The organism is Pseudomonas sp. FYR_5, from assembly GCF_043106315.1.
Lineage (GTDB): Bacteria > Pseudomonadota > Gammaproteobacteria > Pseudomonadales > Pseudomonadaceae > Aquipseudomonas > Aquipseudomonas putida_Y.
The window spans coordinates 1-19,601 of the sequence record NZ_JBICMK010000125.1; the positions used below are offsets into that span (position 1 = coordinate 1).

16 protein-coding genes and 1 rRNA gene are annotated in these 19,601 nt (G+C 61.4%); 6 read left to right on the forward strand and 11 right to left on the reverse strand.

Annotated features, from left to right (window positions below; translation table 11 throughout):
* Nucleotides 1–435: ribosomal RNA gene (locus ACF8RA_RS25055) — 16S ribosomal RNA — on the reverse strand; the annotation flags it as partial.
* A 456-nt stretch (nt 436–891) separates the two neighbouring features.
* Here ACF8RA_RS25055 and ACF8RA_RS25060 point away from each other — a divergent pair.
* The 3 genes from ACF8RA_RS25060 (at nt 892) to ACF8RA_RS25070 (ending at nt 5,780) form a co-directional block, all read left to right on the forward strand.
* Nucleotides 892–1,788, forward strand: a complete 897-nt coding sequence (locus ACF8RA_RS25060; protein ID WP_339443713.1) for a formate/nitrite transporter family protein — start codon at nt 892–894, stop codon at nt 1,786–1,788.
* Nucleotides 1,789–2,069: 281 nt separating this feature from the next.
* Nucleotides 2,070–3,143 carry a diguanylate cyclase gene (locus ACF8RA_RS25065; protein ID WP_176685302.1) on the forward strand — a complete coding sequence of 358 codons (1,074 nt, stop codon included), beginning with the start codon at nt 2,070–2,072 and terminating at the stop codon, nt 3,141–3,143.
* 51 nt (nt 3,144–3,194) lie between these two features.
* Nucleotides 3,195–5,780 (forward strand): EAL domain-containing protein, encoded by a 2,586-nt coding sequence (locus ACF8RA_RS25070; protein WP_392519674.1) that lies wholly within the window; start codon nt 3,195–3,197, stop codon nt 5,778–5,780.
* Between the two features lie 19 nt (nt 5,781–5,799).
* Here ACF8RA_RS25070 and ACF8RA_RS25075 read toward each other — a convergent pair whose 3' ends face one another.
* The 8 genes from ACF8RA_RS25075 to ACF8RA_RS25110 all read right to left on the reverse strand — a co-directional run bounded on the left by ACF8RA_RS25075 (nt 5,800) and on the right by ACF8RA_RS25110 (nt 11,224).
* Entirely contained in the window at nt 5,800–6,138 is a 339-nt protein-coding gene (locus ACF8RA_RS25075) for a DUF2025 family protein (protein ID WP_176685304.1), read from the reverse strand.
* Between the two features lie 246 nt (nt 6,139–6,384).
* On the reverse strand, nt 6,385–7,254 hold the full coding sequence (locus ACF8RA_RS25080) for an HlyD family secretion protein (protein WP_176685305.1): 870 nt from the start codon (nt 7,252–7,254) through the stop codon (nt 6,385–6,387).
* Between the two features lie 12 nt (nt 7,255–7,266).
* A complete protein-coding gene (locus ACF8RA_RS25085; RefSeq protein ID WP_012051433.1) occupies nt 7,267–7,473 on the reverse strand; it encodes a DUF1656 domain-containing protein in 207 nt (68 codons plus the stop codon).
* Entirely contained in the window at nt 7,460–9,448 is a 1,989-nt protein-coding gene (locus ACF8RA_RS25090; RefSeq protein WP_209967656.1) for an FUSC family protein, read from the reverse strand. The genes ACF8RA_RS25085 and ACF8RA_RS25090 overlap by 14 nt, the downstream gene beginning before the upstream one ends.
* 205 nt (nt 9,449–9,653) lie before the next feature.
* A complete protein-coding gene (ccoM, locus tag ACF8RA_RS25095; RefSeq protein ID WP_003254862.1) occupies nt 9,654–9,770 on the reverse strand; it encodes a cytochrome c oxidase subunit CcoM in 117 nt (38 codons plus the stop codon).
* Nucleotides 9,771–9,905: 135 nt separating this feature from the next.
* A complete protein-coding gene (locus tag ACF8RA_RS25100) occupies nt 9,906–10,067 on the reverse strand; it encodes a hypothetical protein (protein ID WP_003254864.1) in 162 nt (53 codons plus the stop codon).
* 68 nt (nt 10,068–10,135) lie between these two features.
* On the reverse strand, nt 10,136–10,465 hold the full coding sequence (locus ACF8RA_RS25105; RefSeq protein WP_176685307.1) for an aspartate-semialdehyde dehydrogenase: 330 nt from the start codon (nt 10,463–10,465) through the stop codon (nt 10,136–10,138).
* Nucleotides 10,466–10,528: 63 nt separating this feature from the next.
* Nucleotides 10,529–11,224: a M949_RS01915 family surface polysaccharide biosynthesis protein gene (locus ACF8RA_RS25110; RefSeq protein WP_392519675.1), complete on the reverse strand. Its 696-nt coding sequence runs from the start codon at nt 11,222–11,224 to the stop codon at nt 10,529–10,531.
* Between the two features lie 150 nt (nt 11,225–11,374).
* Between ACF8RA_RS25110 and rapA the strand changes: the two genes are divergently transcribed.
* Complete coding sequence (gene rapA / locus ACF8RA_RS25115; RefSeq protein ID WP_339443716.1) at nt 11,375–14,221, forward strand: RNA polymerase-associated protein RapA; 2,847 nt, start codon at nt 11,375–11,377, stop codon at nt 14,219–14,221.
* Between the two features lie 268 nt (nt 14,222–14,489).
* Complete coding sequence (locus tag ACF8RA_RS25120) at nt 14,490–16,754, forward strand: bifunctional diguanylate cyclase/phosphodiesterase (RefSeq protein WP_176685310.1); 2,265 nt, start codon at nt 14,490–14,492, stop codon at nt 16,752–16,754.
* Here the strand turns inward: ACF8RA_RS25120 and ACF8RA_RS25125 are convergent.
* Nucleotides 16,654–17,541: an NAD(P)-dependent oxidoreductase gene (locus tag ACF8RA_RS25125; RefSeq protein WP_392519676.1), complete on the reverse strand. Its 888-nt coding sequence runs from the start codon at nt 17,539–17,541 to the stop codon at nt 16,654–16,656. The genes ACF8RA_RS25120 and ACF8RA_RS25125 overlap by 101 nt on opposite strands.
* 197 nt (nt 17,542–17,738) lie before the next feature.
* Entirely contained in the window at nt 17,739–18,044 is a 306-nt protein-coding gene (locus ACF8RA_RS25130) for a DUF2288 domain-containing protein (protein ID WP_392519677.1), read from the reverse strand.
* A gap of 358 nt (nt 18,045–18,402) precedes the next feature.
* Between ACF8RA_RS25130 and ACF8RA_RS25135 the strand changes: the two genes are divergently transcribed.
* Entirely contained in the window at nt 18,403–19,518 is a 1,116-nt protein-coding gene (locus tag ACF8RA_RS25135) for a branched-chain amino acid ABC transporter substrate-binding protein (RefSeq protein WP_176685313.1), read from the forward strand.
* The last annotated feature ends 83 nt before the right edge of the window (nt 19,519–19,601 follow it).

Here is a 19,601-nt window from a genome sequence, read left to right on the forward strand (position 1 = left end):
TTAAAGTGCTTTACAATCCGAAGACCTTCTTCACACACGCGGCATGGCTGGATCAGGCTTTCGCCCATTGTCCAATATTCCCCACTGCTGCCTCCCGTAGGAGTCTGGACCGTGTCTCAGTTCCAGTGTGACTGATCATCCTCTCAGACCAGTTACGGATCGTCGCCTTGGTGAGCCATTACCCCACCAACTAGCTAATCCGACCTAGGCTCATCTGATAGCGCAAGGCCCGAAGGTCCCCTGCTTTCTCCCGTAGGACGTATGCGGTATTAGCGTTCCTTTCGAAACGTTGTCCCCCACTACCAGGCAGATTCCTAGGCATTACTCACCCGTCCGCCGCTGAATCAAGGAGCAAGCTCCCGTCATCCGCTCGACTTGCATGTGTTAGGCCTGCCGCCAGCGTTCAATCTGAGCCATGATCAAACTCTTCAGTTCAATACTGCTTGGGTTTTTAAGAAACCCTAAACTTGGCTCAGCAATCTCAAATGACTATGTGATTTCTCGCATGGCCACTTGTGATGCTGATAATCTTTTTGACTATCAATCCGTACTCACAAGCACCCACACGAATTGCTTGATTCGATTTGTTAAAGAGCGTTTGGTTAAGAGCTTTTCGTCTCAACCGAGGCGCGCATTCTACGCTTTCCTCAGAACCTGTCAAGCGTTTGTTTTGAAGTTTTTACTACCACTTTCTTTCGAAAGCTAACAACTTCAACAACTTACTGCTTGCCCCGAAGCGTTCATCGCTGCGAGGAGGCGAATAATACGCGCTTTGAAATCAGAGTCAACACCTTGTTCTGAAAAACTTTTCCAACAACCTTTTGCCGCTACCTGGCAACTAATGAAAGCGCAGTGGATCTGTAAAGAAACACACCACGGAGCGTAGCGGCCATGAGCAATGGGCAAAGCGAGAAAACCCCCGGTCTCTCTGCAGATGAAGAGCAGGAGGTCAGCCACAGCCAACCGCCGCGGGCGGCACTGCTGCATGAAATCATTCGCTACCAGGGCGATCAGGAGCTGGAACGTACACTTGCCGCGTTGTGGTGGTCGGCACTGGCCGCCGGCCTGTCCATGGGGTTGTCGTTGATGGCCATGGGGCTATTCTACGCCCGCCTGCCGGAAGGCGACGGTGCCCACGTGATCGCCAGCATCGGCTATAGCGCGGGCTTTCTTGCCGTGATACTGGCCCGCCAGCAACTGTTCACCGAAAATACGATCACCGCGGTGCTGCCCGTCATGACCGCCCCTACGCTGGCCAACTTTGGACGACTGCTACGTCTCTGGGGCGTGGTGTTGCTTGGCAACCTGGCAGGTACTCTGCTGATAGCCTGGGTGATGCTGGAACTGCCGATCTTCGACAGCAAGACCGATGTGGCATTCCTGGAGGTCGGCCGCAAGGTAATGAAGAACGACGTCAGCCAGATGTTCGCCAAGGGCATCATATCGGGCTGGATGATTGCCACCATGGTCTGGATGATTCCGTCAATGGAGCACGCCAAGATCTGGATCATTCTGATGATCACCTACCTGATGGCCCTTGGCGATTTCACTCATATAGTGGTGGGGTCAGTCGAAGTGTCCTACCTGGTGTGGGCTGGCGACGAAACCTGGCGCCGCTTCTGGCTGGAATTTGCATTGCCGACGCTGGCGGGCAACATCATAGGCGGCAGTTTCATCTTCGCCCTGATCAGCCATGCACAAGTGCGCAGTGACAGCGGTAAACCACCCTCGCGACTTCTGGACGACGACCAGGCCCTGTCCGCGCGCAGCAGGCACGAGCACAAATGATACTCAGCGTGCCGCTACGGTGAGTTCATTCCCCCTGGCCTTGCTAACTCACGGGCCAGGGGCTACACACCAGTTCCTCCCGCCATGCGGCGAGTCCTGGCTACCCCGTCTCCATCTGAGCCGGGTTGGCCAACATTACAAGGAACCGTCAACTGCCCCCACTTTGATCGAATCAACCGTGAATTGGCTTGTAAGGTCATTACTCGCCAATGAAGCACTGTTCAACAATATTCAAGCGAATTATGCGATGAACGGTACATCGGCAAAAGAAGATGAGCATTATGGACAACCGCAACGGCAAAGGGCTTTCATTCGTCAAGCGCATCTACCTGCCGCGTGTCATCGGCCTGGGAATCGGCCTGTTCACGGTCATGGCGGCCATTGCGCCGCTGTCGCCACCCTTCTGGACATGGCTGCTGGTACTGTTCAATGGTTTGCTGTGGCCGCACGCAGCCTACCTGTGGGCTTCCCGCTCGACAACGCCTTACCAGGCGGAACAGCGCAACCTCCTGCTGGACTCGCTGATGGGCGGGTTCTGGACCGCCGCCATGCACTTCAACCCGCTGCCCAGCGTGACCGTGCTGTCGATGATGACGATGAACAACGTCGCCGCCGGCGGCAAGCGCATGGTCTTTCGCGGGATGCTGGCGCAACTGGCCGGCATGCTCGCCGCCCTCCTGCTGCTTGGCCCTGGCTTGCAATTGATCGCCACGCCCCAGCAAGTCTATGCGTGCCTGCCAATGCTGGCGCTGTACCCGCTGGCCTTGGGCTGGGTGTGCTACCAGCTTGCGATCAAGCTGGGCGACCACAAGCGCCGGCTGAGTGCCCTGAGCCTCACCGACAGCCTGACCGGCCTGTTCAACCACGGCGCCTGGAAGGACCTGCTGCTGCTGAAGTTCCAGGCTTGCAAGCAGCAACAGGGGCACGCGGTGATTGCCCTGATCGACATCGATCACTTCAAGACCATCAACGACACCTTTGGCCATGTGGTCGGCGACTGTGTACTGCGCCAGCTCAGCGCTGAGCTGCGGCGAAGCCTGCGCGAGGGCGACCAGGCCGGACGTTACGGCGGCGACGAGTTCTGTGTGATCCTGCCCGAGACCAGCCAAGCTCAGGCCTGCCAAGCAATGGAGCGCCTGCGCGAACGGGTTTCCAGCTACCGCAACCCGCAGCTACCGCACCTGCGCATAAGCCTGAGTATCGGCCTGTCGCCCTTCGAGGCCGACCTCGAGTCCCCTGAACATTGGCTCGAACAGGCAGACAAGGCGCTATACCTCGCCAAGCACGCTGGCCGCGATCAGGTCAATTTTGCCCGCGGTCAAGCTGCCACGCTCAGGCTGGCCTATCCTGATTGAACCTCCTTCCTGACTGCCTGGCGGGAGGTTGCCTGAAGGAGCCGCTCGCGCATGGCCAGGACCGCCAAGCTTTCACCCGCTAGCCCCACACCGCGCTTTCAGGTGCGCCACCTCATTGCCGGTTTCAGCGCAGTGTTCGGTCTGGCTTGCCTGGTCATTCTCGGCGCGCTGTTCAATATCGCTAGCACACTCGACCGACAGGAGCGCCAACGTAGCGCCTTCCATGCGAACCAGGCGCTGGAACAACGGCTGCTCGCCTCACGCCAGTTTCTGTCCAGCTATGCCGTATGGGATGCAGCCTTCGAGCACCTGGCGGGCCAAGCCGACTGGCAATGGGCCTACGAGGAAAAGAACGTAGGCGAGTCGCTGTACAGCGCCAGCGGCTACGAAGGGGTGTTCGTCGTGGAAAACGACCGCACCACCTATGCCTTGTTCAAAGGCCAGCCCAGCCAGGCAGGTGCCAACACCTTTATAGACACACCGCTACAGCCGATCATCGAACAGGCCCGCGCAGCAGCAATTTCACGCGAGCAGGTCACCCGTTTCGTGCTGTTCAATGGCTGGCCGGCCGCACTCAGTGCAGCAGCCGTGCGCCCGGACAGGGAGGTTACCGACAGCGAAGTGAGCCAGGCGCCGGTAATGCTGTTCATCGACCAGCTCACCGAAAGCAAACTGGCACAGTTGGGCAACGGCGCCGGCCTGACCGGCATGCACGTGGAAAAGGAGGATAGCCAGGATCACAGCCACCTGCGTATCGACCTGGGCGACACCGGCTACCATCTGACCTGGAACAGCCCGCTGCCGGGGCGTCAGATGCTGTGGGCTGTGTTGCCAGCACTATTGTGCGCACTACTGATACTTGGACTGGTGATGCTTTACCTGTTCCGCCATGCCTTGCGCAGCTCCCGGGCAGTCGGCCTCACGCTCGTGCATCTGCAACAAAGCAACCAGGCCCTGGAGGCCAGCGAGCAACGTTTCCGCGCGGTGGCCGAGTCGGCATCCGACTGGATCTGGGAAACCGACCGGCAACAACGCCTGACCTACCTGTCGCAACGCTTCGCCACCGTCACCGGCTACCAGGTGGACGGCTGGCTGGGCCACCCGCTCAACCAGTTGCTGGCCTGCGATACCACGCCGCTGTCACCTTGGCTGGACGCTCTGGCTACCGCCGACCCGCATCAATTGGCCAACCTGCGCTGCACTTACCGCGACCAGAATGGCCAGAACCGCTACTGCCGGATATCCGCCCGCGCTATCTGGCGCGATGGCAAGGCCATCGGTTTTCGGGGTACCGCCAGCGATATTACCGACGAAGTCGACGCCCACGCGCGCATCCAGCACCTTTCGCAGCACGACCCACTGACCGGGCTGGCCAACCGCAACAAGCTCGCCAGGCACCTGGAGCAGGCCTTGTTGCGCGGCAGTGACTCGCCGCCGCTGACCTTGTTGCTGCTGGACCTGGACAACTTCAAGCCGATCAACGACTCGCTCGGTCATGCCGCCGGAGATGCCGTGCTGCAAGAAGTGGCAACGCGCCTGCGCGACACCACCCGCGACGGCGATCTGGTCGCGCGTCTGGGCGGCGACGAGTTCATCCTGGTACTCAGCGGCATGGACAACAGCAGCGAAATCGACCGCTTCTGTGCGCGCCTGATCGGTCTGCTGCAGCAACCCATCGTTTTCGACAGCCAGCCTCTGCACATTGGTGCCAGCATTGGTGTTGCCCAGACGCGCAACCAGGGCTTCGATGCCGGTGAGCTGATCCGCTGTGCCGACATCGCCCTGTACCAGGCCAAGGCCGATGGAAAGAACACATGGCGCTACTTCGTTGCCGAAATGAATCAGCAGATCCAGTATCGCCGTCAGTTGGAGAACGACCTGCGCCGGGCCCTGCGCAATGAGGAGTTCGAGTTGCATTACCAGCCGCGCTACCGCCTCGACGACCTGCGTATCGTCGCGGTCGAGGCCTTGGTGCGCTGGCAGCACCCCCAGGAAGGCTTGCTGGGGCCGGACACCTTCATCCCGTTGGCTGAGCAGAGCGACATCATTGTTGCGCTAGGCCGCTGGGTGCTGCGCGAAGCTTGCCGCACGGCTCATGACTGGCCGGCCGACGTACTGGTTTCGGTCAACCTGTCGCCTGCGCAGTTCTTGCGCAGCGATGTGGTAGCCGACGTGCGCGAAACCTTGCTGGACACCGCCTTCCCCGCCCAACGGTTGGAGCTGGAGATTACCGAGAACGTGATGCTCAACGACATCGAGGGTGCGCTAGGTACCATGCTGTCGCTCAAGGAGCTTGGCGTGCGTCTGAACATGGACGATTTCGGCACCGGCTATTCGTCGTTGGGCTACCTGCGTACCTACCCGTTCGACAGCATCAAGATCGACAAGCGCTTCATCAGCGGCCTGAACAACAACGGCGGCAGCGACCGCGCTGTGGTCCAGGCCATCATCAACCTGGGTGAGGCGATGGGGCTGACAGTGACAGCCGAAGGCGTGGAAAGCGAACATCAACTCAAGGCGCTGGAAAAGGACCGCTGCCATGAAGTGCAAGGCTATTACCTGAGCAGACCCCTGGACAGCGCCGGGTTGGCGGCGTTGCTGCACCAAACATCCCAAAGCACCGCACAGCCCTTGTAGACGCGGCCTGGTACTGCTCCTAAACAGACTGGGTGCGCTGCTGCAGGCTGCGCTGCGCCACGATCTCGGGCAGGTCACACCGACGCAGATAGGTGCGCAGCGGTTCACCAATGTTCAAGCGGTCATCCACATGCTGATCCAGCAACAGCGACAGTCGTTCGCGGCACAGCGCCATGCGCTGCCCTTGCTCGGGCCGCCAGACAAACTCGCTGCAGGGGGTGATACTGGCGTCGGCCACGTCCATGCCGAACGCGTCCTCGGAGAAACGCACGATATGAACACCGCGCTTGCCGTGAAAACCGACAAAGCCCTTTAGCTGATCGGCGGCGTTGCAGATATCCTGGGAAGTGATGGCCATGACGTAACCTCGCAATGAAATCGGAAGATACGCACGCCTGGCAGGAGAAGGGTTGCCTCTGTCGGGCAACTCACAACGGCAGCCTAACGCAACTGGCGGGCCGCTCGCCAAGTTTTTTCGTGTTTGCCCGACAGTCAATGCCGGCTTGGCCTGACGGTCGTCGGCGAATTAAAGCTGCACTGCCTTCACCACACGCACAGGCTTACCGCTTCGAAAGTTACATTTCTGCCTGACGAGGCAGCACCATCACTGCGGGTCGCCGCCCTCGTGCACCTGCACACTCGCCGTCATACCCGCACTCAAGGTCAGCCCTTCCGGCACTTGGTCCAGGCGAATCCTCACCGGTATGCGCTGGGCCAGTCGCACCCAGTTGAAAGTCGGTTCTACCTCCGGCAGCAATTGGCTGTCCGGATTGCTGTTGCGGTCGGTAATGCCGCGGCTGATGCTCTCCACGTGCCCCTGCATCGGTTCACCCGCCCCCATCAGCCAGACTTTCACGGTGTCCCCAACGCGAATGCGCGGCAGCTTGGTTTCTTCGAAATAGGCCTGGATGTAGAACGTCGAATCATCCACCAGTGCCATCACCGATTCCCCGGTGTTCACATAATTGCCTTCAGCCAGACGCAGATTGGTGATATGCCCGCTGCGCGGTGCCCGCACTTCACTGCGCGCCAGGTTGATCTTGGCCACCTGCAACTGCGCCTCGGCCTCATGCAACTCGCCGCGCGCAATGGCGGCATTGATCTGGGCGTTTTCACGCAACTCGGCACTGATCGCCTCTGGCCCTAGGGCAGTACGCCGGGCCGCTTCACGCTCGCGCAAGCGCAGTTGCTGGGCGCGGGTCTCGGTCACCGCACTGGCCTGGTCGAAGGCGGCCTGGAAACGCTCGCGGTCGATACTCATCAACAGGTCGCCAGCCTTGACCTGCTGGTTGTCATGGACCTTGAGTTCGCGCACCCAGCCAGACACATCAGGCGCAATCACCACCACATCGGCGCGTACACGGGCATCGCGCGTCCACGGGGTGAGCATGTAGTACTGCCACAGCTGGTAGCCGGCCAACACGGCCAGGGCCACCACACACAGGGTCACCAGAGTACGTACGGCCGCACGCATCGAAACACTCCTTTATAAAGTTCCCAGCAGGCGTACCACCAGGAACAACACACAAACGAACAGCGCCGCGTCGAACAGCGCCTCATGCCAGATCCAACGCCCCAACGGTGTGGCATGCACCACCAGGCGCAGCAGGCCGGTGAGCAGCAGCGCCAACAACACATAAAGCAGAAACGGGCTGAGCAGCACACCGCCCACTTCCCACTCACGCAAGCCCATGGGTGTCCTCCTGCCAGCGGCACCATTTGCCCCAGCTTTTCTGTAATTGCAGCACCGCCCCCTCGGCCAGCCGAAGCGGGTCGCTGGCAGGCAGCCGACGCAAGGCAGCAATGAACTGCTCACTGGCAGCATCCAACCGCTGCCCTCGCCCGGCAGCAGGCCCATTGGCCAGCACTGCTTCCACTTGTTGCAGGTACTCGCGCTCGGCCCGCCCCAGGGGGGCCTGGGCGACCGCCAGGCACATGCGCAGGTGCACCAGTTCGTCGCCGATATCCAGCCCGTGCAGGCCGTCATCCCAGCGTTTGCGTTCGCCTTCCGGTAATTCACTGGCATGCCGCGCCAGTTGCATCAGCCGGTCGGCCATGCGCCCGCCAAACCAGCTGTCAGCCCCGCGCAGGTCGCGCCGAGTCAGGCGCACCAAGTCGTTCTGGGTTGCAGCACGCAAGCGCCGGCCCAGCCAGGCCGGGTGGCGGAACACCAATAAGCGAAAGGCCATGACCGCTGCCGACACCCCCACCAGCATGGCCAGGGCACTGTTCAGCATGGTCGCCACGCCGAACTGCATGGCGTTGAGCGGCGACACCAGCACAATGAAGTGCAGGCAATAGGAAGTGGCCGTAGCCCCGGTACGCGGATGGGCCATGCCCAGTGCACCTAGAAACAGCGGCACGCCCATGCCCAGGCAGAGCATGGCGAAACTGCTCCATTGCGGCAGCATGATCTGCCCGACCAGAAACGCAGCCGGTATTGCCAGGAATATCCCGCGCAGAAAGCTCAGGCCGATCTGCGCGCCGTTTTCGCGACTGGCGAACAGGCTGCAGACCACGCAGGTCAGCACCAGGCCACCCGGGGCCGAAGGCCAGGCCGTAGCCAGCCAGAAGCCACTCATCACCAAAAAGGCCAGCGCGCTGCGCGAGCCGAACAGCAAGGCCAGCGACCAGTCTCGGTGCGCAGCCAATCCCTGGGACACGTCCTTGGGTGCCCTGCCCGCCTCCACATCCTCAAGTGCCTGGCTGGCGGCCATGGCATAGTCCAGCAGCAGGGCCATGCGCGCCAGGCAGAAGTGTTCAGCCGAACTGATCTGCTCATCGTGTGCGGCATCCCAGATGCGCTGACGCAGCAACAACAGGCTGGGCTGGTCGGGTTGGTCCAGCAACGTGCGCACTTCCTGCAACCAGGGCGTCAGGTGCTCGACCTCACACTCTTCCAGTTGCCGCCACTGGCGGCGCACCGAACGGGAAATACGCAACAGCACCATCAGTTTCTGGCTAAGGCCACGAATGGCACGAGCACGTTGGCGCCCGCGATTGCCCTCGAACCAAGCATGCTCACGTTGGCTGTCGATGGCAACGATGCGCCCCAGGCTTTCCAGCAGGCCTTTGCGCGCCTCGTCCTCTCCGCCCAGCATGGCTCTGGCGGCCTGCAGGCCGTTCTGCCAGGCCTGTCGCGCCTGCCCGCCCAGTTGCTGCTCGACCCGCATGGGCCAAAGCAAGGCACTGCTGGCTGTTGCACAGAAAATACCCAGGCAGATCTCGGTACAGCGAGCCACGGCCTGGTCGAATACCTGCAGGGGGTGATCGATGGCCGGCAAGGCAATGATCGCTGCGGTATAGCCGGCCAGTACAAAGGCATAGGCCCAGGCGCTGCGCAACTGGGTGGACGCGGCGGTGCACAGGGCCAGCCACAGCGCCAAGGTAAGCAGGAACAGGCCGGGGGTCTGGGCGAACAGGCCGATGAACAGCACCGACATGACGGTACCTACCAACGTGCCGGCCAACCGCGCCAAGCCTTTCTGCACCACCATGCCCGATAGCGGCTGAGCGACGATGAAAGCAGTCATCAATGCCCAGGAGGGTTGCTCAAGCCCCCAGCGCATCGCCAGCCACAACGCCAGGCCGCCACCGAGCAGGGTCTTGATGGCGAACTTGAGGGCGAGGCTGCTGGGAGCGAACAGGGCCTGAAAGGTGATGGGCACGAGGCGGACCTTGCGGGGAAAAGTCTTGCTGAAAAGATAGACAATGATAAGCAGGATAAAGCGGAAACGATTAATTAGCTAGCTAATCATGTATATTCGATTGGCCTGCACTGAAAGGGACAGCTCAGGCAGTAAAAAATGCAGGCAAAAAAAATGGGCGACCGAAGTCGCCCTAAATGCCTTGCGTGCTCGTGTACCCGGAAGGTCAGCGCGGCTTGCGCTTGTTCGAGTCCTTCCAGATGAAAATGCCCAGACCGGCAAAGAAGGCGACCATCAACCCGACCGTTACCACACCGGCGATAACCACGTTGTCGAAGAACATGTTGGCCTCCCCATTCGTTTGCCGTTGTCCGATGGGTGCAAGTTAACCAATGTGGAGGCGGGGAAAATTGATCAGCGTCAATGGTGCCCGGGGCCGGGCACGCGAGGGGGGCGCAGGGTTGACCTGCGTCAAGTTTCAGCGCTTCTTCGGCTTGCCCTTGGGCTTCTTTTTCTTGCTGGTACTCAATGGCAGGGCCTGCTCGAAAGCATTGCGCATTTCGTTCAGCCGCTTTTCCTTGAGGTCGTGGACGCGCTTGGCACGTTCGGCATCGAAATCGATGAGGTTGTCTTGGCTCATGGGTGGGCTCGACGATCAACAGAGAATTGCATGATGAAGCCAGGCGCAGGCGCTGACCAGCCCCTGTATCAGACTTCGATGTCCACCAGCAGTCCCTGGCGAACATGCTCGCCCATCAATGGCGCTACCGGCACGGTGTTGTCGGCATTGACCTCGTCACCCGGGACGGCATCGTAGCGCTCGTGCTCGCCCTTTTGCCGGCGTTGCTGCTGGCGGCGCTGTTCATCGCGCAGCAACAGTACCTGCTCCTGCGGATCGCGCTGGCGCTTGAGGTCGATGGCACTATCGCCGGACGCAGGCTGCGTCGGCACCACCGGCTTGATGTCAGGTGTTGGCTTGACCGGGTCCTGTTGCGAGGTGACCGGGGCGGCACTGAGCGGAATGATCGGCGGCAGCATGGACGTTCTCCTATGCCCCCTGTATCGGCAGGCGCAGCTTTACCTTGATGTCATGGACAACATTTACTCGGCTTCGTCACCAGGGAAGTCGTCACCTGGCGAGCTGGCCTCGCTCCAGGGTCGCTTGTACACCTGCTGCCAAACCGCAGCCATATGATCGCGTATTGCCTGCGGCGCGGCTTTCAGCGAGGCGCTGTCCTCGCGCTCACCACCGACCGGCTCCTCGCCCGCCGGGGTGATCAGCGACTGACCGGTAATGGTGTAACTGGCCTGCCCTTCACGCATCTCGATGTCGATGTCGTGCGGGTCGATACCGCCGCCGCAGAACGCATGGCTGGCCAACGTTACCTCGGCCACGCCATTCTTGTTCAGGTCACTGACATCACTGACGTCATTATAGAAGTCAACGTCCAGATCCAGCCCCGGGCAAGTGGTTTCCTGCTCGATCTGCCAACGCGCCCTGAAGGTGTCGTTCTCGGCCGTGCGCCCGTACAAGGTGGCCTTGAGCACCACCTTGTCCACTTCCTGTCCGCTTTCCAGGTCGCTGGCCTGGCCATCGCTGCGGCTCAGAACCAGCAGCCCCTCGCCGTCAACGTCCCGAAAGTGCACGCTCTTTATCGGCGTCTGCACGCCCAGTACCTCAAGCTGCTCCATCGGGATGGGGGGCAATGTCTCAAAGTCTTTCTGCTCGCAGGCGCTCAGCAGCACCAGGCTGCCCACGGCTATCGAAGCGCTGATCCAGCGTTGCTTGGCAGACATGTTGATCCAGGGCCCTCGTCGGCGGCGCTGTGCAGAACGATGAAACGACTAGACTGTGCCTTTCGGTACCTTTCGATGCTATCGGCACTTTGGTCTGACCGGCCGATCCGTTAACATAATCGGCTTTTTCACCGCGGGAGTTCAGGCAGTATGGCGCAGCAGTATCAACCGGGGCAACGCTGGATCAGCGACAGCGAAGCAGAGCTCGGCCTGGGTACCATCCTGGCGCAGGATGGCCGCCTGTTGACCGTGCTCTACCCGGCCACTGGCGACACCCGCCAGTATTCCCTGCGCAACGCGCCGCTGACCCGCGTGCGCTTCTCGCCAGGTGACCAGATCACCCACTTCGAGGGCTGGAAGCTGACCGTGCGCGAGGTCGAGGACATCGACGGGCTGATGGTCTACCACGGCCTGGACGGGCAAAACCAGCCTCGCACCCTGCCCGAAACCCAGTTATCGAACTTCATTCAGTTCCGCTTGGCCAGCGACCGTCTGTTCGCCGGGCAGATAGACCCACTGTCGTGGTTCAGCCTGCGCTACAACACCCTGCAGCACACCAGCAAGCAGATGCAGTCGGCACTGTGGGGTTTGGGCGGCTGCCGCGCACAGCCCATTGCCCACCAACTGCACATCGCCCGCGAAGTCGCCGACCGCAGCGCCCCGCGCGTTCTGCTGGCCGACGAAGTGGGCCTGGGCAAAACCATCGAAGCCGGCCTGGTCATTCACCGCCAGCTGCTGTCGGGTCGCGCCAGCCGCGTACTGATCCTGGTACCGGAAAACCTCCAGCACCAGTGGCTGGTGGAAATGCGCCGGCGCTTCAATCTGCAAGTGGCGCTGTTCGACGCCGAGCGCTTCATCGAGAGTGACGCCAGCAATCCGTTCGAGGACGCCCAACTGGCGTTGGTTGCCCTGGAGTGGCTGGTCGACGACGAAAGGGCCCAGGACGCGCTGTTTGCCGCAGGCTGGGACCTGTTGGTAGTCGACGAAGCCCACCACCTGGTCTGGCACGAAGACCAGGTCAGCGCCGAGTACGGCCTGGTCGAGCAACTGGCCCAAGTGATCCCGGGCGTACTGCTGCTCACCGCCACCCCAGAGCAGCTTGGCCAGGACAGCCACTTCGCCCGCCTGCGCCTGCTCGACCCCAACCGTTTTCACGACCTGGCCGCTTTCCGCGCCGAGAGCGAGCACTACCGCCCGGTAGCCGAGGCGGTGCAGGAGCTGCTCGACGAGGGCCGTCTGTCGCCCAAGGCCCACGCCACCATCCAGGGCTTCCTGGGTGCCGAAGGCGAAGCCCTGCTGGCTGCGGTCAGCGACGGCGACACACAGGCCAGCGCGCGGCTGATTCGCGAGTTGCTGGATCGCCACGGCACCGGCCGCGTATTGTTCCGTAACACCCGTGCGGCGATTCAGGGCTTCCCCGAGCGCCAGTTGCACGCCTATCCGCTGGCCACGCCCGAGCAGTACCGCGACCTGCCAGCCGGCGAGCACGCCGAGCTGTACCCGGAAGTTGCCTTCCAGGCCCAGGGTGACGTTGCGGATGACGAGCGCTGGTGGCGTTTCGACCCGCGTGTCGACTGGCTGATCGACACCCTGAAGATGCTCAAGCGCACCAAAGTGCTGGTGATCTGCGCCCACGCCGAAACCGCCATGGACCTGGAAGATGCCCTGCGCGTGCGCTCCGGCATCCCGGCTTCGGTGTTCCATGAAGGCATGAGCATCCTCGAGCGCGACCGCGCCGCTGCCTACTTTGCCGATGAAGAGTTCGGTGCCCAGGTACTGATCTGCTCGGAAATCGGCAGCGAAGGCCGCAACTTCCAGTTCGCTCATCACCTGGTGATGTTCGACCTGCCAGCGCACCCCGATCTGCTCGAACAGCGCATCGGCCGCCTTGACCGGATCGGCCAGAAGCACACTATCCAGTTGCACATCCCGTACCTGCAGGACAGCCCGCAGGAGCGCCTGTTCCAGTGGTACCACGAAGGCCTCAACGCCTTCCTCAACACCTGCCCCACCGGTAATGCCCTGCAACACCAGTTTGGCCCACGCCTGCTGCCGCTGCTCGAAGGCGGCGAAAACAAGGCCTGGGATACCCTGGTGGCCGACGCCCGCGGCGAGCGCGAGCGTCTGGAAGCCGAACTGCACACTGGCCGTGACCGCCTGCTGGAGCTCAACTCCGGCGGTGCCGGCGAAGGTCAGGCGCTGGTCGAGGCTATTCTCGAACAGGACGACCAGTTCGCCCTGCCGATCTACATGGAAACCCTGTTCGACGCCTTCGGCATCGACAGCGAAGACCATTCCGAGAACGCCCTGATCCTCAAGCCGAGCGAGAAGATGCTCGATGCCAGCTTCCCGCTGGGCGACGATGAAGGCGTGACCATCACCTACGACCGTGGCCAGGCGCTGTCGCGCGAGGACATGCAGTTCCTCACCTGGGAGCACCCGATGGTGCAGGGCGGCATGGACCTGGTGCTGTCAGGCTCGATGGGCAACACCGCCGTGGCGTTGATCAAGAACAAAGCGCTCAAACCAGGCACTGTACTGCTTGAACTGCTGTTCGTCAGCGAGGTAGTGGCACCCCGCAGCCTGCAACTGGGCCGCTACCTGCCACCGGCGGCACTGCGCTGCCTGCTCGATGCCAATGGCAACGACCTGGCGTCACGCGTGGCCTTCGAAACCCTCAATGACCAACTCGAGAGCGTACCGCGCGCCAGCGCCAACAAGTTCGTCCAGGCCCAGCGCGATGTGCTGGCCAAGCGTATCAGTGGCGGTGAAGAGAAGATTCTGCCAACCCACGTCGAGCGCGTGGCCGAAGCCCAGCGCCGCCTGGCAGCCGAGGCCGACGAAGAGTTGGCGCGCCTGGTAGCGTTGCAAGCGGTCAACCCGAGTGTGCGTGACAGCGAAATCGACGCCTTGCGCAAGCAGCGCGAAGATGGCCTGGCGATGCTGGAAAAGGCCGCCCTGCGGCTGGAAGCCATCCGCGTGCTGGTGGCTGGCTAAGAAAAACCAGGCACCGCTGCCCTTGTGGGAGCGGGCGGCCCGCGAACACCGGCGCAGTCGGTGACAGCCACCGTGCTGGATTCTTCGCGGGCACGCCCGCTCTGACCGGGCAAGCAATATTCCTGACTGCGATTACAGTGATAACCAAATCGTAGAAATCATTGTGCCATTAGTCAGGAAGGCTTAAATACTCCTTCCTATACTGCCTCTGGACAGTCTGCACAGGGTTGTAGCGCAGACGAGTGAAGACTCGATCAAGAGGCATTCCATGGAATGGCTGGGGCTGCAACTGTTCGCCGATCTTCCCGCAACCGGGCGCATCGTCATCGACTGCCGTCATGAACCGTTCTTGGTTCTGCTCGCCTATTTCGTTGCTTGCGCGGCCTGTCTAGCCACCCTCGACATGGCCGAGCGCCAGTCCCACAGCGACGACCCGACCGCCCACCGGCAATGGAACATGCTGGGAGCCTGCTGCCTGGCAGGCGGTATATGGGCCATGCACTTCATCAGCATGCTGGCTTTTCGGGCCCCGGTAGAAGTGCACTACGACGTATCCCTGACCATTCTTTCACTGCTCATCGCATTGTGCGTGGCCTGGCTGGCCATGCACAGCCTCGAACGCAGCAAGATGCGCGCGTACCACTTTGTGCCGAGCGCAGTGCTGATCGGCCTGGGCATCATCCTCATGCATTTTGTCGGCATGGCCGCAATGGAAACGGGTGCCCGCCAGTACTACCAGACCGGCTTGCTACTTGCCTCTGCCGCCATTGCCCTGCTTACCGCCCTGACCGCGCTGTACCTGGCCCGCTACTTGCGCAATGGCAGCGGCACCCTGTACCAGGCCATGAAGTACGGCGCCAGCCTGCTGATGGCCGGCGGCATCGTCGCCACTCATTTCACCGCGATGTCGGCCATGACCCTGATCATCCCTGCCGATACCGCACTGCGCCTACCGTCTGGCGACAACAGCCTGCAACTGGGACTGGGCATCGGCTTCATCACCCTGCTGATCAGTGGTGCCAGCATCAGCGCCGCACTGGCCGACAAGAAGTTGCAAAGCAAGGAGCACGACCTGCGCCGGGTCAGCGTGCTGCTCAGCCAACTGGACCAGGCCCGCGCTTCGCTGCAGCAGGCGGCGCACTACGACGCCCTGACCAACCTGCTCAACCGCCGTGGATTCAACCAGGTATTCGCCGAGCGCCTGGTCGAACATCAGGCCAGTGAAAACCGCCTGGCCGTGATGTTCCTCGACATCGACCATTTCAAGCGCATCAACGACAGCCTCGGCCACGACGCCGGTGACGAGCTGCTCAAGGTGATCGCCAACCACATCAAGGCCGCTACCCGCAGCCACGACCTGGTTGCGCGCTTTGGTGGCGACGAATTCTGTGTGGTCACCAGCCTGAACAGCCGCGACGAAGCCCGCCACCTGGCCCAGCGCATCATGCAACGGATGAAAGACCCCATCGACCTGGGCGGGCGGCGCATGGTCATGACCACCAGCATCGGTGTAAGTATCTTCCCGGACGATGGCGGCACAGCCGAAGAGCTGCTCAAGCATGCCGACCTGGCCCTCTACCAATCCAAGGACAACGGGCGCAACAGCCTGAACTTCTTCAATGACAGCCTGAAGGCCCGCGCGTCGATCGCCTTGCAACTGGAAGAAGAGCTGCGCCTGGCCCTGCTCGAAGAGCGTGGGCTGCGTGTGTACTACCAGCCGATCTTCGACCTGCGCAGTGGGCAAGTGGCCAAACTGGAAGCGCTGGTACGCTGGCAGCATCCTCAACACGGCCTGCTCGGGCCCGACCGTTTTGTCGGCATTGCCGAAGCCAACGGCCTGATCATCGACCTGGACCTGTGGGTGCTTCGCCACGCCTGTGCCGACCTGGCCCGCTTGCAGCGTCACGGCTGCGGCGAAGTCAAGGTCACGGTCAATTGCTCGGCAGTCACCCTCAGCCACGACGAACTGCCCAACGAAGTTGAAAAGGCGCTGCTCCACGCCGGCCTTGCGCCGCGCCATCTGGAGCTGGAAGTGACCGAGAACGCACTGGTGGGCGATATCCAGCGCACGGTCAGCCTGCTCAAACGCGTCCGGGCCTTGGGGGTGGCACTTTCGATCGACGATTTTGGTACCGGCTACTCGTCACTGGCCTACCTCAAACGCCTGCCGCTGGATGTACTGAAGATCGACCGCACCTTCCTGCAGGATGTACCGGGCAGCCAGAAAGACCGCGAAATTGTCCAGGCAATCATCGCCATGGCGCATACCCTGCACCTGCGGGTAGTCAGCGAGGGCGTGGAAACCGCCGAGCAGCAGGCTTTCCTCGAAAGCCATGGTTGCGACTACCTGCAGGGCTACCTGTTGGGGCGCCCCGTACCGCTGGCCGAGTTGCGTCCTCTGCTGGAGCGGTTGCAGCGCCAGAGTGGCCGGATCACTCCTTGTTGCGGTACAGCTCTACCAGGGTCGCCGGATCTTTTTGCAGGTAACCCTGGCTACCGTGCAACCGCATCAGTTGCGCGGCAAGGCCACTGAGTGGCGTTGCTGAGCCTTGCTCGCGGGAAAACTTGACCGCGCCATCGAGGTCCTTGAGCAGCGTGCGTACGTGCCACTTGATTGGCTCGAAGCGGCTCTCGGCCATTTGCGGCGCAAGAATCTGCAATGGCTTGGAATCGGCAAAACCACCGGCCAGCGCTTCAGCGATCAGCGTCGCATCCACGCCCGACTGTTCGGCCAGTGCCACCACTTCTGCAATTACCAGGGCATTGCACGCGACGATCATCTGGTTGCAAGCCTTGGTCACCTGGCCCGCGCCTACCGCCCCCATATGCGTCACGCGCTGACCAAGCACCTGCAGCACCGGGCGTGCACGCTGCAGGTCGGCCACTTCACCACCAACCATGATCGCCAGCGTGCCAGCTTCGGCACCGGGCGTACCGCCAGATACAGGTGCATCCAGCCACGCCATGCCGCACAGTGCCGCCAGCTCGGCGGCCATTTCACGGGTGGCGGTGGGTTCCAGGCTAGAGAAATCGATCAGCAACTGGCCGCTGCGCCCGCCTTGGGCAATGCCTTGCTCACCGAACACCACTTCACGCACCACCGCCGTGTCGGCCAGGCACAGTAGCACCATGTCGCTGTCACGGCACAATTCGGCCGGGCTGTTGGCCTGGCGAGCGCCAGCAGCGACCAAGGCGGCGCACTTGCCCGGGCTGCGGTTCCAAACCGTCAATGGATAACCCGCTGCCAGCAGGCGGCGGCACATGGGCAGGCCCATCAGGCCGATGCCGGCGAATCCAAGCGAAGGTCGTGCAGTGCTCATCGATAAACTCCTGACTGATTCGAACATTTCCCAGATTGGCGACGATCCCGGTGGCGCCTGGCACAACGGTGCCACATTACGCATCCCGTAAAATGTTACCGCCACGCCGAATTGTTACTTCCCTCTACCCATCCTGATTGCTTTCAATCACCAAAACGGCGCTGATGCGTATTTTTGCGCACCAAAAAAGATCACGCTTATTCCTGGCACTTCACCTGTATCACGATGAACGGCGACACCACCACCGCCCAGATCTCTGGCTCGCGGCTTTGCAGGTCCAATGCCTGCTCGGCCGACACCGGCCCAACGATGCCATCACTACGCCACTTGGCGAAGATCTCGCTGCGATTCTCGGCCATCGCCTCGGCAACAGCGATCAGGTCAAGGCTGGGGTCGACCCAAATCAGGTCACCCTTGGCCCAAAAACGCTCCAGCGCTTTCCACTCGATGATTGCCGTCTCGCCAAGCAATTTGGCATAGAGGGTGCTTGTTTGATCAGTCATGGGCGGTATCCGCAAAAGTCGGCCAATAAAAAGGCCGGCATTTTTGCAGAAAAACCCGGTTTCAAATATGTAATTTGGTCGATTGACCCCGGGTTTGTGGGACGGGGTCGCAGATGCAGGCAGTTTGATGGCGCCTTTCTGTATCTTTCTGTCGATCAAGCGACAACACAGGAAAGACGCACTTTTCGACCGCTTTTCAAGCGCTCGAACAGCGCTCTACACTGTACCGGTACAGTTCCGGGACATGTTCCGGGGGAAGGTGGGCTTGCGCGTTGGCATGGCCACGCCGCGAATCCCGCCCGGTCTGTAGCCCTGGCCGCCAGGACTATAAGAATTACAACAGAATGAGTGGAGCACTATGATCAAGATTTCCAAGCTGTTCGCCGCAATGGTTCTGGCCGGGGTAGCCAGCCATTCGTTTGCCGCCGATACCATCAAGATCGGCATCGCCGGTCCCAAGACGGGTCCTGTGACCCAGTACGGCGACATGCAGTTCATCGGCGCCAAGCAAGCCATCAAGGATATCAACGCCGCGGGCGGCGTCGATGGCAAGATGCTCGAAGCCAAGGAATACGACGACGCGTGCGACCCTAAACAGGCCGTGGCAGTCGCCAACAAAGTGGTCAACGATGGCGTCAAGTTCGTCGTCGGCCACCTGTGCTCCAGCTCCACCCAACCTGCGTCCGACATCTACGAAGACGAAGGCGTGATCATGATCACCCCCGCCGCCACCAGCCCGGAAATCACCGCCCGTGGTTACCAGCTGATCTTCCGCACTATCGGCCTGGACAGCGCCCAGGGCCCGGCAGCCGGCAACTACATCGCCGACCACGTCAAGCCGAAGGTCGTTGCCGTCCTGCACGACAAGCAGCAGTACGGTGAAGGCATCGCCACCGCCGTCAAGCAGACCCTGGAAAGCAAAGGCACCAAGGTTGCCGTATTCGAAGGCCTGAACGCTGGTGACAAGGACTTCTCCTCGATCATCCAGAAGCTCAAGCAGAACAATGTCGACTTCGTCTACTACGGCGGCTACCACCCAGAGCTGGGTCTGATCCTGCGCCAGGCTCAGGAAAAAGGCCTGAAAGCCAAGTTCATGGGTCCGGAAGGCGTGGGTAACGACTCCATTTCGCAGATTGCCCAGGGCGCTTCCGAAGGCCTGCTGGTCACCCTGCCGAAGTCGTTCGACGCAGACCCGGAGAACAAGAAGATCGTCGACGCCATCAAGGCTGACGGCAAGGACCCGAGTGGCCCGTTCGTATTCCCTGCCTACTCGGCCGTCGAACTGATCGCTCAAGGCATCAAGAAAGCCGGCTCCGATGATACCGAGAAGGTGGCCAAGGCCATCCACGAAGGCACCTTCAAGACCCCGACCGGCGACCTGTCGTTCGACAAGAAAGGCGACCTGAAAGACTTCAAGTTCGTGGTCTACGAATGGCACTTCGGCAAGCCGAAGACTGAAGTCTCCCCTCAGTAACTGCGTGACTAATAGCTGACCTACGAGCCCACTGTGCGAGCAGTGGGCTTCGTTTTATGAGGTTCATGGGCCCGATCCCCGCG